At 64.6% G+C, this 11,976-nt stretch carries 13 protein-coding genes and 1 pseudogene; 6 read left to right on the top strand and 8 right to left on the bottom strand.

From position 1 onward, the window contains the following. Window positions 1-115 precede the first annotated feature (115 nt). The 3 genes from G6N15_RS02940 (at window position 116) to G6N15_RS02930 (ending at window position 2,176) form a co-directional block, all read left to right on the top strand. A complete protein-coding gene (locus G6N15_RS02940) occupies window positions 116-703 on the top strand; it encodes a mammalian cell entry protein (protein ID WP_083085144.1) in 588 nt (195 codons plus the stop codon). Window positions 704-789: 86 nt separating this feature from the next. Next, window positions 790-1,257 carry a hypothetical protein gene (locus G6N15_RS02935; RefSeq protein ID WP_232070337.1) on the top strand — a complete coding sequence of 156 codons (468 nt, stop codon included), beginning with the start codon at window positions 790-792 and terminating at the stop codon, window positions 1,255-1,257. A 13-nt stretch (window positions 1,258-1,270) separates the two neighbouring features. After that, entirely contained in the window at window positions 1,271-2,176 is a 906-nt protein-coding gene (locus tag G6N15_RS02930; protein WP_083084660.1) for an alpha/beta fold hydrolase, read from the top strand. A gap of 463 nt (window positions 2,177-2,639) precedes the next feature. Here the strand turns inward: G6N15_RS02930 and G6N15_RS02925 are convergent, their stop codons facing one another. Both G6N15_RS02925 and G6N15_RS02920 read right to left on the bottom strand, forming a co-directional pair. Continuing rightward, on the bottom strand, window positions 2,640-3,167 hold the full coding sequence (locus tag G6N15_RS02925; protein ID WP_232070336.1) for an LppA family lipoprotein: 528 nt from the start codon (window positions 3,165-3,167) through the stop codon (window positions 2,640-2,642). A 41-nt stretch (window positions 3,168-3,208) separates the two neighbouring features. Beyond that, a pseudogene (locus G6N15_RS02920) lies at window positions 3,209-3,853 on the bottom strand (alpha/beta hydrolase); the annotation flags it as partial. A 177-nt stretch (window positions 3,854-4,030) separates the two neighbouring features. Here G6N15_RS02920 and G6N15_RS02915 point away from each other — a divergent pair. Next, window positions 4,031-5,272 carry a WS/DGAT domain-containing protein gene (locus G6N15_RS02915; RefSeq protein ID WP_083084672.1) on the top strand — a complete coding sequence of 414 codons (1,242 nt, stop codon included), beginning with the start codon at window positions 4,031-4,033 and terminating at the stop codon, window positions 5,270-5,272. Window positions 5,273-5,278: 6 nt separating this feature from the next. Here the strand turns inward: G6N15_RS02915 and G6N15_RS02910 are convergent, their stop codons facing one another. The 3 genes from G6N15_RS02910 to G6N15_RS02900 all read right to left on the bottom strand — a co-directional run bounded on the left by G6N15_RS02910 (window position 5,279) and on the right by G6N15_RS02900 (window position 8,171). Continuing rightward, a complete protein-coding gene (locus G6N15_RS02910) occupies window positions 5,279-5,884 on the bottom strand; it encodes a MarR family transcriptional regulator (protein ID WP_083084675.1) in 606 nt (201 codons plus the stop codon). Further along, the gene (locus tag G6N15_RS02905; RefSeq protein ID WP_083084678.1) at window positions 5,881-7,476 is read right to left on the bottom strand and encodes a pyruvate, phosphate dikinase; all 1,596 of its coding nucleotides are present in this window, start codon (window positions 7,474-7,476) and stop codon (window positions 5,881-5,883) included. The genes G6N15_RS02910 and G6N15_RS02905 overlap by 4 nt, the downstream gene beginning before the upstream one ends. A 95-nt stretch (window positions 7,477-7,571) precedes the next feature. Then, complete coding sequence (locus G6N15_RS02900; RefSeq protein WP_264018259.1) at window positions 7,572-8,171, bottom strand: NADPH-dependent F420 reductase; 600 nt, start codon at window positions 8,169-8,171, stop codon at window positions 7,572-7,574. 89 nt (window positions 8,172-8,260) lie between these two features. Here G6N15_RS02900 and G6N15_RS02895 point away from each other — a divergent pair, with 89 nt between their 5' ends. Both G6N15_RS02895 and G6N15_RS02890 read left to right on the top strand, forming a co-directional pair. Next, window positions 8,261-8,641 (top strand): winged helix-turn-helix transcriptional regulator, encoded by a 381-nt coding sequence (locus tag G6N15_RS02895; RefSeq protein ID WP_083084684.1) that lies wholly within the window; start codon window positions 8,261-8,263, stop codon window positions 8,639-8,641. A gap of 44 nt (window positions 8,642-8,685) precedes the next feature. Further along, window positions 8,686-9,195: a DoxX family protein gene (locus tag G6N15_RS02890; RefSeq protein ID WP_083084687.1), complete on the top strand. Its 510-nt coding sequence runs from the start codon at window positions 8,686-8,688 to the stop codon at window positions 9,193-9,195. Between the two features lie 2 nt (window positions 9,196-9,197). Here the strand turns inward: G6N15_RS02890 and G6N15_RS02885 are convergent, their stop codons facing one another. The 3 genes from G6N15_RS02885 to G6N15_RS02875 are packed head-to-tail and all read right to left on the bottom strand — an operon-like array spanning window position 9,198 to window position 11,949. Then, the gene (locus G6N15_RS02885; protein ID WP_083084690.1) at window positions 9,198-9,773 is read right to left on the bottom strand and encodes a NifU family protein; all 576 of its coding nucleotides are present in this window, start codon (window positions 9,771-9,773) and stop codon (window positions 9,198-9,200) included. Next, window positions 9,770-11,683, bottom strand: a complete 1,914-nt coding sequence (feoB, locus tag G6N15_RS02880; RefSeq protein ID WP_083084692.1) for a ferrous iron transporter B — start codon at window positions 11,681-11,683, stop codon at window positions 9,770-9,772. Before feoB ends, G6N15_RS02885 begins: the two co-directional genes overlap by 4 nt. Continuing rightward, complete coding sequence (locus tag G6N15_RS02875; RefSeq protein ID WP_083084695.1) at window positions 11,680-11,949, bottom strand: FeoA family protein; 270 nt, start codon at window positions 11,947-11,949, stop codon at window positions 11,680-11,682. The genes feoB and G6N15_RS02875 overlap by 4 nt, the downstream gene beginning before the upstream one ends. Window positions 11,950-11,976 lie beyond the last annotated feature (27 nt).

The following is an 11,976-nucleotide window of genomic DNA, read 5'->3' as shown; positions in this document are numbered from 1 at the left end:
CGCCGGCTCGGGTCGGCCTCGCCGAGTGCAGAACGACCGCGTGGACGTACGTTGGACCGTACCGGCAGCTGTATGCCGGCCGATCCGTCAGGAAGCGGCCGAACAGGAGCAAAGCGTGGCAGACGATGCAGTGGACCCGGAGTTGAGCGGGTCGACCACAGACGGCAAACCCGAAACTGCGGCAACAGACACAAGCCATGTCCCGCCCCCGTACCGGGCCATCTTGCCCGAGCGGTGGGCGTTGGCCGTCGGGCTGACAAGCGTGGTGGTATTGGCCGCCCTGGTGGGGTGGCTGGGTTTCCGCGCCTACGAGTCCCATACCGCGGAGGTGCAGCGCGACCTGTTCCTGCAGGCTGGTCGGCAGGGTGCGGTCAACCTCACCACGTTCGACTACCAGCATGTCGACGCCGACGTGCAACGGATTCTGGGTTCGGCGACGGGAACCTTCTACGACAGCTTCTCTCATCGATCGCGCTCGTTCATTGACACCGTCAAACGCTCGCAGTCAAGGTCGGCCGGTACCGTCACCGAGGCGGGAGTGGAATACCAGACCCGCGACGAGGGACGGGTGCTGGTGGCGGTTACCGTGAAGAGCGTAAACTCCGGCAGCGCGCAGCAAGAGCCCCAGGCCTTGCGGATGCGTATCACCGTGCGCAAACTGGGCGACGGGCCAAAGGTCTCCAACGTCGCATTCCTGTCATGACCGAACCGCAGCCCGACGGACCCGAGAACCGCCCTGGCGCAAGGAAACCCGAAGGCGGATCCGAGCGTCGTGTCGACTCGTGGCGCGTGCTGGTCTATGGTCTGCTTCCCAGCCTGGCTTTGCTGCTTGCCATCGCGGCGGCCCTGTTGAAGTGGCACGACTCCTCGGTCCGGAATATTGACCTTGCGCGCGCCGAATCGGTGCTGGCGGCAAAGGATTCGGCGACGGAACTGCTGTCGTTTACGCCCGACACGATCGAGAAGGACGTGCAGATTGCGCGTGATCGGCTGACCGGCGGGTTCCGGGAAACGTACACCCAAGTGACCCGGGAAGTTTTGATTCCGAACGCAAAAGAAAAGCATGTTACGGCGGCGGCCACTGTCCCCGCCGCAGCTTCGGTGTCAGCAACCGAAAACCACGCGGTGGTCTTGGTGTTCGTCGATCAGACCGTCACAATTGGTACCGCCCGGCCGAACAACGCTACCTCCAGCGTCCGGGTGACGTTGGACAAAATAGACGAGCGGTGGTTGATTTCCGGCTTTGACCCGGTGTGAGAAGGATCAGGTGATGACCGAACCAGCCTGGATCAACGTGCAGGCTCCCGAGGTCGAGCTGAAAGCCCTGACCTGGGGGCCGACCACCGGCCCGATCGCGTTGTGCCTGCATGGATTCCCGGACACCGCCCATGGATGGCGCAAGTTCGCGCCCCGACTGGCCGAGGCGGGCTGGCGGGTGGTTGCCCCCTTCATGCGGGGCTATGCCCCATCGTCGATTCCCTCGGACGGCAGTTATCACATCGGGGCGTTGATGGACGATGCGCTACGGGTGCGGTCAGCGGCTGGCGGTAGCGCGCGCGACGTGGTGATCGGCCATGACTGGGGCGCGATCGCGGCGACGGGTCTGGCCGCCATGCCGGACAGCCCGTTCGCCAAGGCAGTGATCATGTCGGTGCCGCCGGCGGCCGCGTTTCGTCCGCTCGGTCGAGTGCCCGACGTCGGTCGGCTGGTGGCGAAGCTGCCGCGTCAGATGGCCCGTAGCTGGTACATTCTTTACTTCCAATTACCTTGGCTGCCAGAGCGTTCGGCGTCGTGGGTGGTGCCGCGGTTGTGGCGGCAATGGTCTCCGAACTACGATGCCGAAGAGGATTTGCGCCACGTCGACGCCGCGATCGGCACCCCTGAGAGCTGGCGGGCCGCTTTGGGGCCGTACCGGGCCACGATCCGTAACACCCGCCCGCCCGCACGCTACGCCGGACTGCACCGGTACTGGACTGCTCCACCGCTGTTGCCCAGCCTGTACCTGCACGGCCGCGACGACGGTTGCGCCACAGCTGATTTTGCGCACTGGGCGGCAAAGGTGCTGCCCGACGGCAGCGACGTGGCGGTCGTCGAACACGCCGGCCACTTCTTGCAACTCGATCAACCGGAAAAGGCGGCCGAGTCGGTGCTGAAGTTCACCGGTTCGGCGCGCTAACCGGGCTGGGCGTCGGCTGTGGGGTTCCGCAGCAATTCACCGAGCTCATAGTTAGGGCCGAAATGTCAGGTAAAGGACAGCAATATCGCAGGCGAAGACAACATAGGTGGCTAAGGGAATTAGGATGCCCCAGCCACGCTTTGCGGTCCGGCGGGACACAACGATTGTTAGCACTGCAATCACCGGAGCGCCGTAAAACAGCACGACGAAGATGGGCATTGGGGGGCCTTGGTGTGCACAGTATTGGTAGGCGCAACGATCAGTGGACATCGCACCCGCGAAGCCTATCGCCATGACCAACAACGCGGCCGGCACTGTAAGGAGTGCCAGAATCCAGTTCAGTATTGCAAGCCAGCGACGGCCGTAGCTTCCCCGATGGTAGGACGATGTCCGGTGAGAGGGTCGTTCGGGCTCAGTCGGTCTCGCGGTCTGACTCATGGGATGGTGGTCGGTCAGTTCGGCACTACGGATGAGGCTGACTGCTCGGCGTCGAGGTCGGTGTTTGAGTGTCGGTCTCCCGCATACGGCAGTCCGATGTAGCCGTGAGGATCGTCTGCACCGCAGTCCCGAAATGAAATTGGGCTCCAGAACCAGAGATGGCGAGGTCTTTATTGCCTGGTTGGTCGACGAAAACATTGACAGTCGTGGCACCGAACCGGGCGGCGCCGTCTTTGACGATCTGCAGCGCCTTCGGCCAGATCTCGTCAGGGATCCGGCGATCAAAAACGATGCGTTCGAACACCCGAACAGCGCGGGTCCAGACGTACTCGCCGGCGCAGTGGTCCCAGCTATTCTCGTCGACCGTCCACTTCATTCCTGGCACAAGGGCGGCGACCTTGTCTGCCATCTCGCTCATGGCCGACGTGTACTCGGATTTCGCGGTCTCAAACGATGGTTTCGACCGTAGTCCGTTCTCCAGCTCGGCCACCCGCTGCGGCCCGGGATTGCCGTGCGGCCCGGAATCGGCGGCGCCACAACCGGAAATCGACATGCATACCACCATCCCCACAATTCCTGCAGCGATTCGAATCATCATCCTCCCGTATGGGGATATGGCTTCAATGGCGTCGGCGCCATCACCAACTGCTTACCACCATCAGGAAGGTCCGCTATCCCCGCGGCGATCACCGCCAAGTTATAACCCGACATTCTCAACACTGGTTCGCCGCCTGGTCCGATAACCGCGCGAGGATAGTCGGCATGGCTCAGCACACCCGCCCGCGCAATACCGTCGGGGCTGGTCCCGGCGGCTGCGGATAACTCCGGCATCATCCCGCTATACGGGTCGGCACCCCAACCGTGGAATGGGGCAAGCGGTCCCACCTCGGGAATCAGGTCATGACCGATCGACCGCATCACGTAGGCATGACCATTAGCGAGCCCTAGTTGACTGGGGTCGGTGAGCTCAAGGCCCGGGGATCCGTAAAACACCGCATCGTTGACTGGATGCAAGCCCTGGGCGTTGAGCTGTTGCAAAGCCAGCGACGACGTCAAGGAGCCGTAAGAGTGCCCGAACAGGCTGATATGCGCGGTGGGATTGTTGGTGCGGACGTGTTGCAGGTATGACGAGAGATTCGCCGCGCCGGCACGGGCTTGGCCGTCGTTGATCATCCGCCAAAAATCACGCGGACTCGTGGTGTTGATGGGGTTCGCTGGCGGGTCGTAGCCCATAAACGCAGTGCGCCAAGGTCTCCAAGTCGACCCGAAGTTCGTCCGCAGCGGCCACCTGCTATGTCCTCGCAATCCCGAAAAAGTGCTGAGTATGCCATATCAGCACGGGGAACCGGCTGCAAGTCGCCCATACCGTCGGCGACCTCCGAAGTATGGTCGAACGGGCGAACATGGAAACGATTAATGACGAAGCACCGCATGGCGGCGGTCGACGCCCAGTTTTATTGGATGTCGACCAAGATCCCCAACGATCAATTCTTGCTCTACGCGTTCGGCGGCCAACCGGACGACCTGGGAAGGGCAATATACGAGGTCACTGACCGTGCCCGGTCCTGCCCGGACCTCACGATGCGGGTCGAAGACGGTTGCGTGCTCACCTACCCGACCTGGGTGCCGGCGGACATCGAACCCGATCAGGTGGTCTGCCATGAGCTTCCCGACGACACCTGGCATGGCTGTCTGGACGCTGTGGTGCGGCTGGCGGGCGAGCAGCTCGACATCCGAAAGATGCCATGGCGGCTACACGTTTTCACCGGAGTGCGCGGCATGCCTGCGAGTAGCGCAACGGGCACCGTCGGCGTCATGCAAGTCGCCCACGCGCTGGGCGACGGAGCGCGGTCCTCGGCAATGGCTGCCCGGCTTTTCGGCCGGGCGGAGCCGGTGCCCGCGGTGACGCCTCAGCCGCCAGGGTGGCTGCCGCGGCGCGCCGTCGAAGCCGCACGAACACACAACCAGCTGGTCAAGGACACCCGCTCTGGACTGCTGGCGCCGCCGGTGGGATCGCGACCGGCGTTGGCGACCAATGCGCGCCCGGAAGGTGCCCGCAGCGTGCGCACGCTGCGGCGGCACCGTTCACAGCTGCACGGGCCGACCGTAACCGTCGCTGTGCTCAGTGCCGTGTCGACCGCGTTGTCAAATCATCTGGGCGGCAATGCCGACATGCTGGGCGCCGAGGTGCCCATGCTCAAACCCGGTGTGCGGCATGCGCATAACCATTTCGGTAACGTCGTCGTCGGTCTGTACCCGCAACTGGACCCGGATGCACGGGTCGAGCGGATCGCCGGGGACTTGGCCAATGGCCGTCGGCGTGCGGAGCATCCCGCGGCGCGGGCCGCCGACCGGGCCTTCGCCGCGGTACCCGCGCCGCTGCTGCGTTGGGGTGTCGCGCAGTTCGACCCGGACGCCCGACCCGAGCTGGTCGCCGGCAACACGGTGGTGTCCAGCGTCAACAGGGGCGCGGCGGATCTGCATTTCGGCGGTGCGCCCGTGGTGCTGACGGCCGGCTTTCCGGCGCTTTCTCCCGCGATGGGATTGACCCACGGGGTGCACGGCATCGGTGACACCATCGCGATCAGCGTGCACGCGGCAGAGTCGGCGATCGGCGACATCGATGCGTATCTGCATAGGCTCGATGCCACGCTGTAGCGAAAGCTATTCGGCGTGGCCGGATTTGGCTTCGGCATCTCGGGTCAGGCCCGCAGCGCCGATCAGCTCCTCGTGCAGTTCGAACCACACGGTGTGGTAGGAGTCGATGAGTGGGCGGGTCAACCAGGTGTTCTCACCCGCCCGAACCTTGTCCAGCGCTTTTTGCAACTTAGCCGAATACGCGCTGAGCCGCGGCAATCGGGCCGTCGCGGCAGCAATGATCGGTAGCACCCGCCGGTGCACATCCTCGATGCGTGCGAGGACGGCCGAGTCGTATTCGCCGTCCCGGTGCATGTTGGGCTGGCCGTCCTTGAGCTGCCAGTCGGTGATGGCCGCTTTGAAATCGCGGTTGACAGCGCGGAACTCGTCGTAAGCAGCGAGCAGGGCAGCACCGTCGATATCCCTGCGCTCCTCGGCGAGCAACTCGTCGAGCCGGGCACGGCCTTCGCGGGTGAGCTTCAAAACTTTGTCGTCAGCCAGCAGACCCGTCTTCGTCAACTGCTCGACCGTATGCGCAATCTCGGCCGGATCCTCAACCAAGGTCTCGGACAGATCAGCCAGAGTTACCCGACCCTTGAGGCGGACCGCCTGCAACACGGCCAATTCACTCATCGGGAAGCCGGCACTTCGGTAAGCCTCAAGGCCGCCAGCATGGTGACCACGGGGTTGGTGGACACCACGTCCGTCTGACCGCTGGCCATAGCCGCGCGTACAGCCTCAAGCGAGTTCTTCTGCAGCCTCGGATAATTCCCGTCATCGTGGGCGCGCAGCGGGCTTATCCGCCGTGCGATATCGGCTAACTCCCGCAGCTCCGGAGTGTCGTTCTCCGACCAGGCGGACAACTCCAGGATGCCTTCGCGCACTTCGCCTTGGTTGCCGTCCACAGTCACCAGCCTGCCGGCCAGCGATTCGACGACCCCGACGCCGCAGCCCACCACGGCCACCTTGCCAAGCTCCCGGCTGACCACCGCGGCGTGACTGGAGGCGCCGCCGACCTCGGTAACGATGCCACGCGCAGCCAGCATGCCGTGGACGTCGTCGGGGCTGGTGTGGTTTCGCACCAGGATGACGTCCTCACCGGCGTCGGCGGCGTTCATCGCGTCGTCCATATCGGTATAGGCGCGGCCCGATGCCACACCGGGGCTGGCGGGCAGTCCCTTAGCTAAAAGTGCTACGGCCAACCGGGTCTCCGGCTGCAGCGACGGCAGCAGCAGTGTCTCGACTTGGGCGGGGGTGACTCTGCGTAGCGCCTCGGCGTCGTCGATGAGGCCTTCGCGGCGCAACTGCAGCGCCAAACGCACCGCCGCTTGCGCCGAACGCTCCGCGGCCCGGGTTTGCAGCAGCCACAGCTTGCCTTGTTCGACGGTGAACTCGATTTCTTGGACGTCACCAGCAAGCCGTTCAAGCGTGCGCGACGCGGCTATCAGCTCGTCGTAAACGGCCGGTTGTTCATCGCTCAGCGCGGCGATCGGTTCGACGTCGAAGGTCCCCGACACCACGTCGTCGCCTTGGCCGCCGGGCAGCCATTCACCAAATCGCTCGTCCGCGCCGGTTATCGGGTTGCGGGAAAACAGCACTCCCGCACCCGAATTAGGGTCCCGGTTGCCGAACACCATCGATTGCACGACAACCGCGGTACCGCCCCTGTCGTCGATGCCGTGATGGGCGCGGTAGGTGATCGCGCGTGGCGAGTTCCACGACGCGAACACCGCCTCAATCGCCGCCCGCAGCTGGGTGTACGGATCGGCCGGCGCGGAGATCGTCTCAGGACCGCCGGCCGTCGCCCCGGCGATGCGGCGATACATCCGGCTGAACCGCTGCCGGGTGTCGCGTGCGAACGCCGCCGTGCCGAGCGCTGCCAATGCTTCTTCGACAGCGTCGTCGATGCCCAGATCCAGCACCGTGTCCATCATGCCCGGCATCGACCGCGCCGCACTGGAGCGCACGCTGATCAGCAGCGGATTCGGCCCTCGGCCGAACGTCCGCGAGGTCTGGGCTTCCAGCCAGCCGATGTGGTCCAGTACGTCTTTCCAGATCGCGGCCATCGTCGCCTCAGGTCTAGAGAGGTACCGGGCGCCGACGTCGGTGGTGATGCAGAACGCCGGCGGCACCGGCAAACCCTGCCTGCGCATCGCAGCAATGCCGTAGCCCTTGTTACCCAGCGATTCCCGCGACAGCTTCGTGTTGCCGTCCAGCACCAGCACAGGGCATGCGCAGGGTGACCCACTGGAGGCACGTCTCGACACGCCCCGAGGTTACCTCCCGGGCAAACGCCCGAACGCGTCTACTGGCAGCCGGCTTATGGCTGGCCGCGCAACAGGCCGAACCCGAAGGTCGGGCCGAATCCGCGGCGCAGTGCCAGGTGAATCCACAGCAATGCGTACGGTTCGAGCAGCCGGGCCAGCGCCAGCTCGCCGATGTCGACCGTCTCGAAGCCAAGCTCGTCGACCAACCCGGCGGTCACCGACTTCGCGTCGTCATCGTCACCGCAGATGAACATCACGGGTTTGCCCGGCAGTTGGGGCGCATCCATCATCGGGGCGCCGATCTGGTTCATCGCTTTACAGACCCGCGCGCCGTTCGCCCAGGCCGCGACCTGCTCTGCTCCGGATGTGGTATGCCCAACCTCCAAGCCGGCGACGTCCGGTGTCAGCGGGTTCGTGCAGTCGATGAGGACCTTGCCAGTCAGGTCCCCGCAGGTCTGCACGGCAGCCTGCGTGCTCTGCCACGGCGTGCACAAGGCGACGACTTCGGCGGACGCGACCGCCGATTCGTTGGTCGCGACTGCACCAAGCGACGCATACTTCGGGTCATCCGGGTGCCGAACACCGAACGTGACGTGATGGCCGCGGTTACCCCACGCACCGCCCAGCGTGCTGCCGACATTGCCTGCTCCGATAATCGCGATCTTTATGTCGGGCTCCTAAGCGCTCAGGGAGCAGAGTTACCCCAGTCCGCACATCCCCGCCGCTCGGGAACGCTACGTTGATGGCGCGCAACGAACAAGAGCGCACTTCGAAGTGGGTTACTGACCCGGAGGTTAGCGTGGACAACAACTTCGAGTGCCCGGTCGAGGCCACGCTCGCGGTGATCGGCGGCAAGTGGAAAGCCGTGCTGATCTTTCACTTGATGACCGACGGCGCCCAGCGGTTCGCCGAATTGCGGAGCAAGACCCGCGGTATCAGCGACCGAGTTTTGTCGCGACAACTGCGTGAGCTGGAATCCGACGGCATCGTCCACCGCGAGGTCTTTGCTGAAGTCCCGCCACGTGTCGTGTATTCGTTGACGGAGTACGGGCAGTCGTTGCGGCCGGTGACCGAGGCGATGTGCGCGTGGGGCAAACGCCATATGGCTGTCGGCGCTGCCTAAGGGGTACAGCACACCGCAGGCGTCCGATGATCTAGCTTGACACTATGACTGCCTACGATGTCGGCTTATTGATTCTGCGGTTGGTGCTCGGCTTGACCCTTGCCGCCCACGGCTTCAACAAGTTCTTCGGCGGCGGCCGAATCCCGGGAACCGCGCGTTGGTTCGAGAGCATCGGCATGAAGCCCGGCACCTTTCATGCAGCCGTCGCCGCCACTACTGAGGTATCGGCCGGACTTGGCCTGGCGGCAGGGCTGCTGACCCCCATCCCGGCGGCGGGCTTCGTCTCGCTGATGTTAGTCGCGGCTTGGACTGTGCACCGGCCCAACGGATTCTTCATCGTCAAGGAGGGCTGGGAGTACAACCTTGTCCTCGCGGTCAGCGCCGTCGCGGTGGCCACGCTGGGTCCCGGGCGGCTCAGCTTGGACTGGCTGATCTTCGGGCACAACTGGCTCGACGGCTGGAAAGGCCTGCTGTTGTCGGCCCTGCTGGGCCTGGCCGGGGCCATCGGCCAGCTGCTGATCTTCTACCGCCCGCCGGTCAAGCAGGCGCAGTAGCCTCAGCGGACTAGGAGAGACAGCAGCTTCTTGCCAAGCGACAATGGCGGGAACTCGTTTTCGTAGGAAACATCGACCTGGTCGCCCACTCGTCGGCGCAACTCGGACTGCAGCTTTTCGTAGATCGTCGAGCCCGACGCCGGACATCCGGCGCAGGCGCCCGACATCCGGACGACGACGTGGCTACCGGTCACTGACACCAATTCGATTGATCCGCCGTGTGATTCAGCGAGCGCGCCGATCGGTCCAGCGAGCAGCGAGGTGGCCACCTCGGCCAGCTCAGCGCTTGTATCGGCGGATGACGCGTCGACCTGCCAACCCGCGGGGTCACGCAGTGCCTCGCTGAGCGCGTCACGCACGTCGTCGCCGAGCTCGCGCCAACTGGCGCCGGGCCGCAGCGTGATCAACACATCGGTTCCGCGCACCGTCAACGCATCGATGACTCCGCGGTCTAACAAGGCGCCGAGCCGCCCCGGGACGTGCCGGACGGCGCCTTCAGATGGGAGGTTGCTGCCCGGCGGCACGACCCAGCGCAATTGCTGAGGATTCGAGGTGGCGATGGCATGGATCGGAATCATGCCCCGACTCCTACCGCGATCGACCTGGCAGCGAACGCCATCACCCACGCGAGCACGAACATGTAACCGAAGGCCAGGCCCGGCCATCGCCACGAGTTGGTCTCTCGGCGCATCACGACGACTGTCGACATGCACTGCAACGCGAACATGAAATACACCAGCAATGCGATCACGGTCGGCCCCGTGAAGACCTTGTGGCCGTGGTCGTCGGTCATTGTCGCCAGCGCTTCACCCGGATCGGCGGGGTTTGTCGCGGCCGAAACCTGGCCCAGCGTAGACACGAACACCTCACGCGCCGACAGGGCACCGACCAGCGCGATATCGATATGCCAGTCGAAGCCGAGCGGTTTGAACACGGGCTCGATTGCTTTGCCGACGTCGGCGGCATAGCTGTGGCTCATCACGTATGCGGTCGCGTCGGTGGGCGACATGTGAGCGGTCTCGGCATCGCGGGTCGGCAGGTTGAGCAGCGCCCACAGCACCAGTGAAACGGCCAAGATGATCGTTCCGGCCTTGCGCAAGAACATCTTCGACGCGCTCCACACCGCGACCAGGACGGCTTGCGGCGACGGGAACCGATACGGCGGGAGTTCCATGGTGAACGGCAGCAGGTCGCTGCGCAGGATCGTCGACTTGAACAACCACGCCGCGATCAGGGCCGAGGTGCCCCCACCGAGATACAGCAAGAACATCGTGATGCCCTGCGCACTGAACCCCCACCAACGCGTTTGGGGGGCGACCAGCAGACCGACCAGCAAGGTGTACACCGGCAGACGCGCCGAACAGGTCATCAGCGGTGCACTCAAAATGGTGGCGATCCGGTCGCGCGATGACGGCAACGTCCGGGTAGCCATGATGCCGGGAATGGCGCAGGCGAACGACGACAGCATCGCAACGAAGGCGCGGCCTTCCAGACCGGTGATGGCCATCACCCGGTCCATCACGAACGCTGCCCGTGCCATGTAGCCGATGTTCTCGAGCAGCGCAATCAGCAAGAACAGCAACGCAATCTGCGGGATGAACTGCAGGACGGTACCGACACCGCCGATGATTCCGTGGCCCAGCAGGCTACCCACGATTGAGTTGCCCAAGTGATCGGCGATCTGGGCGCCCAGCCAGTTCAGTCCGTCACCGATCCAATCGCGCAGTGGGGCACCGACGGTGAAGACGATCTGGAAGAAGGCGAACATCACCGCGAAGAAGACGACCGTGCCCCGCAACGGGTGCAGGATCAACCGGTCGATCCGGTTGGTGCGGTGATCCGGTTGCGGCGCGACATAACCTGCCGCATCAAGCACCGACTTGCCCCAGGCGTCGGCGGTGTTGTGGTCGGACGGAGGCAAAAGCGGTGGCCGTTTCCACTGCGTGAACGACCCCAGCTGGGCGCGCAAAGCCGCAATGCCCGTGCCGCGGTGCGCGACGACCGCGGTCACCGGGATACCCAGGGCCGTCGATAGGGCATCGGTATCGATCCGGCCGCCACGCGACGTCAATTCGTCAGTCATCGTGAGTACCAGCACGCACGGCAAATCGAGGCGCAGGACCTCCGCCACCAGAGTTATCGAACGACGCAGCGTGGTGGCGTCGGCCACCAGCAGCACCGCATCGGGTCGGCCGATGCCATCGAGATCCCCGGTGAGCAGGTCTGTGACCACCTGCTCGTCCGGGCTGATGGGGTCGAGGCTGTAGGTGCCGGGCAGGTCCTCGACAACGATCTCGACGCCATCCACTTTCGCGGTACCCACACTGCGTCCGACGGTGACGCCCGGGTAGTTGCCGATCTTCGCGCGCAGCCCGGTCAGATGGTTGAAGACGCTGGTCTTGCCGGCATTCGGACTGCCCACCAGGGCGACCCGACGAAGATCTGCGACGGCAACCGCCCCGCTGCCCTCGGCATGACACGACGTCATGGCTGGGTCTCCGGGAGGACCTCGATCAGTTGCGCCTCGCGGCGACGGATACACAGTTCGGTGTCGTGGACTCGGTAGATCGTGGGATCACCTAGCGGTGCGCGGCGGATCACGTCGACGCGGGCGGTTGGCCGGAAGCCCAATTGGTGCAGTCGACGTCCGACCGCGGGGTCGGCCTGCGGCGCCAAACCCACCACTGTCGCCCGCTGACCTGGTGCCAGCTGGGCAAGATCGGATCGACGCGGATCCTGGCCTTGACCATGCATGACGTGCCTTAACGTTTGAGTGCAGTT

The sequence above is a fragment of the Mycobacterium noviomagense genome (assembly GCF_010731635.1).
Classification (GTDB): Bacteria; Actinomycetota; Actinomycetes; order Mycobacteriales; family Mycobacteriaceae; genus Mycobacterium; species Mycobacterium noviomagense.
Note: the sequence above shows the minus strand (reverse complement) of the source record. Positions and strands in the feature narration are given on the sequence as shown.

Bases quoted from the DNA above. Each gene is read 5' to 3' on its own strand.
- G6N15_RS02930 (WP_083084660.1), top strand. From the start codon at position 1,271: ATGACCGAACCAGCCTGGATCAACGTGCAGGCTCCCGAGGTCGAGCTG.
- G6N15_RS02925 (WP_232070336.1), bottom strand. From the start codon at position 3,167: ATGTCGATTTCCGGTTGTGGCGCCGCCGATTCCGGGCCGCACGGCAAT.
- feoB (WP_083084692.1), bottom strand. From the start codon at position 11,683: ATGACGTCGTGTCATGCCGAGGGCAGCGGGGCGGTTGCCGTCGCAGAT.
- G6N15_RS02875 (WP_083084695.1), bottom strand. From the start codon at position 11,949: ATGCATGGTCAAGGCCAGGATCCGCGTCGATCCGATCTTGCCCAGCTG.
- G6N15_RS02890 (WP_083084687.1), top strand. From the start codon at position 8,686: ATGACTGCCTACGATGTCGGCTTATTGATTCTGCGGTTGGTGCTCGGC.
- G6N15_RS02885 (WP_083084690.1), bottom strand. From the start codon at position 9,773: ATGATTCCGATCCATGCCATCGCCACCTCGAATCCTCAGCAATTGCGC.
- G6N15_RS02910 (WP_083084675.1), bottom strand. From the start codon at position 5,884: ATGAGTGAATTGGCCGTGTTGCAGGCGGTCCGCCTCAAGGGTCGGGTA.
- G6N15_RS02895 (WP_083084684.1), top strand. From the start codon at position 8,261: ATGGCGCGCAACGAACAAGAGCGCACTTCGAAGTGGGTTACTGACCCG.
- G6N15_RS02915 (WP_083084672.1), top strand. From the start codon at position 4,031: ATGACGAAGCACCGCATGGCGGCGGTCGACGCCCAGTTTTATTGGATG.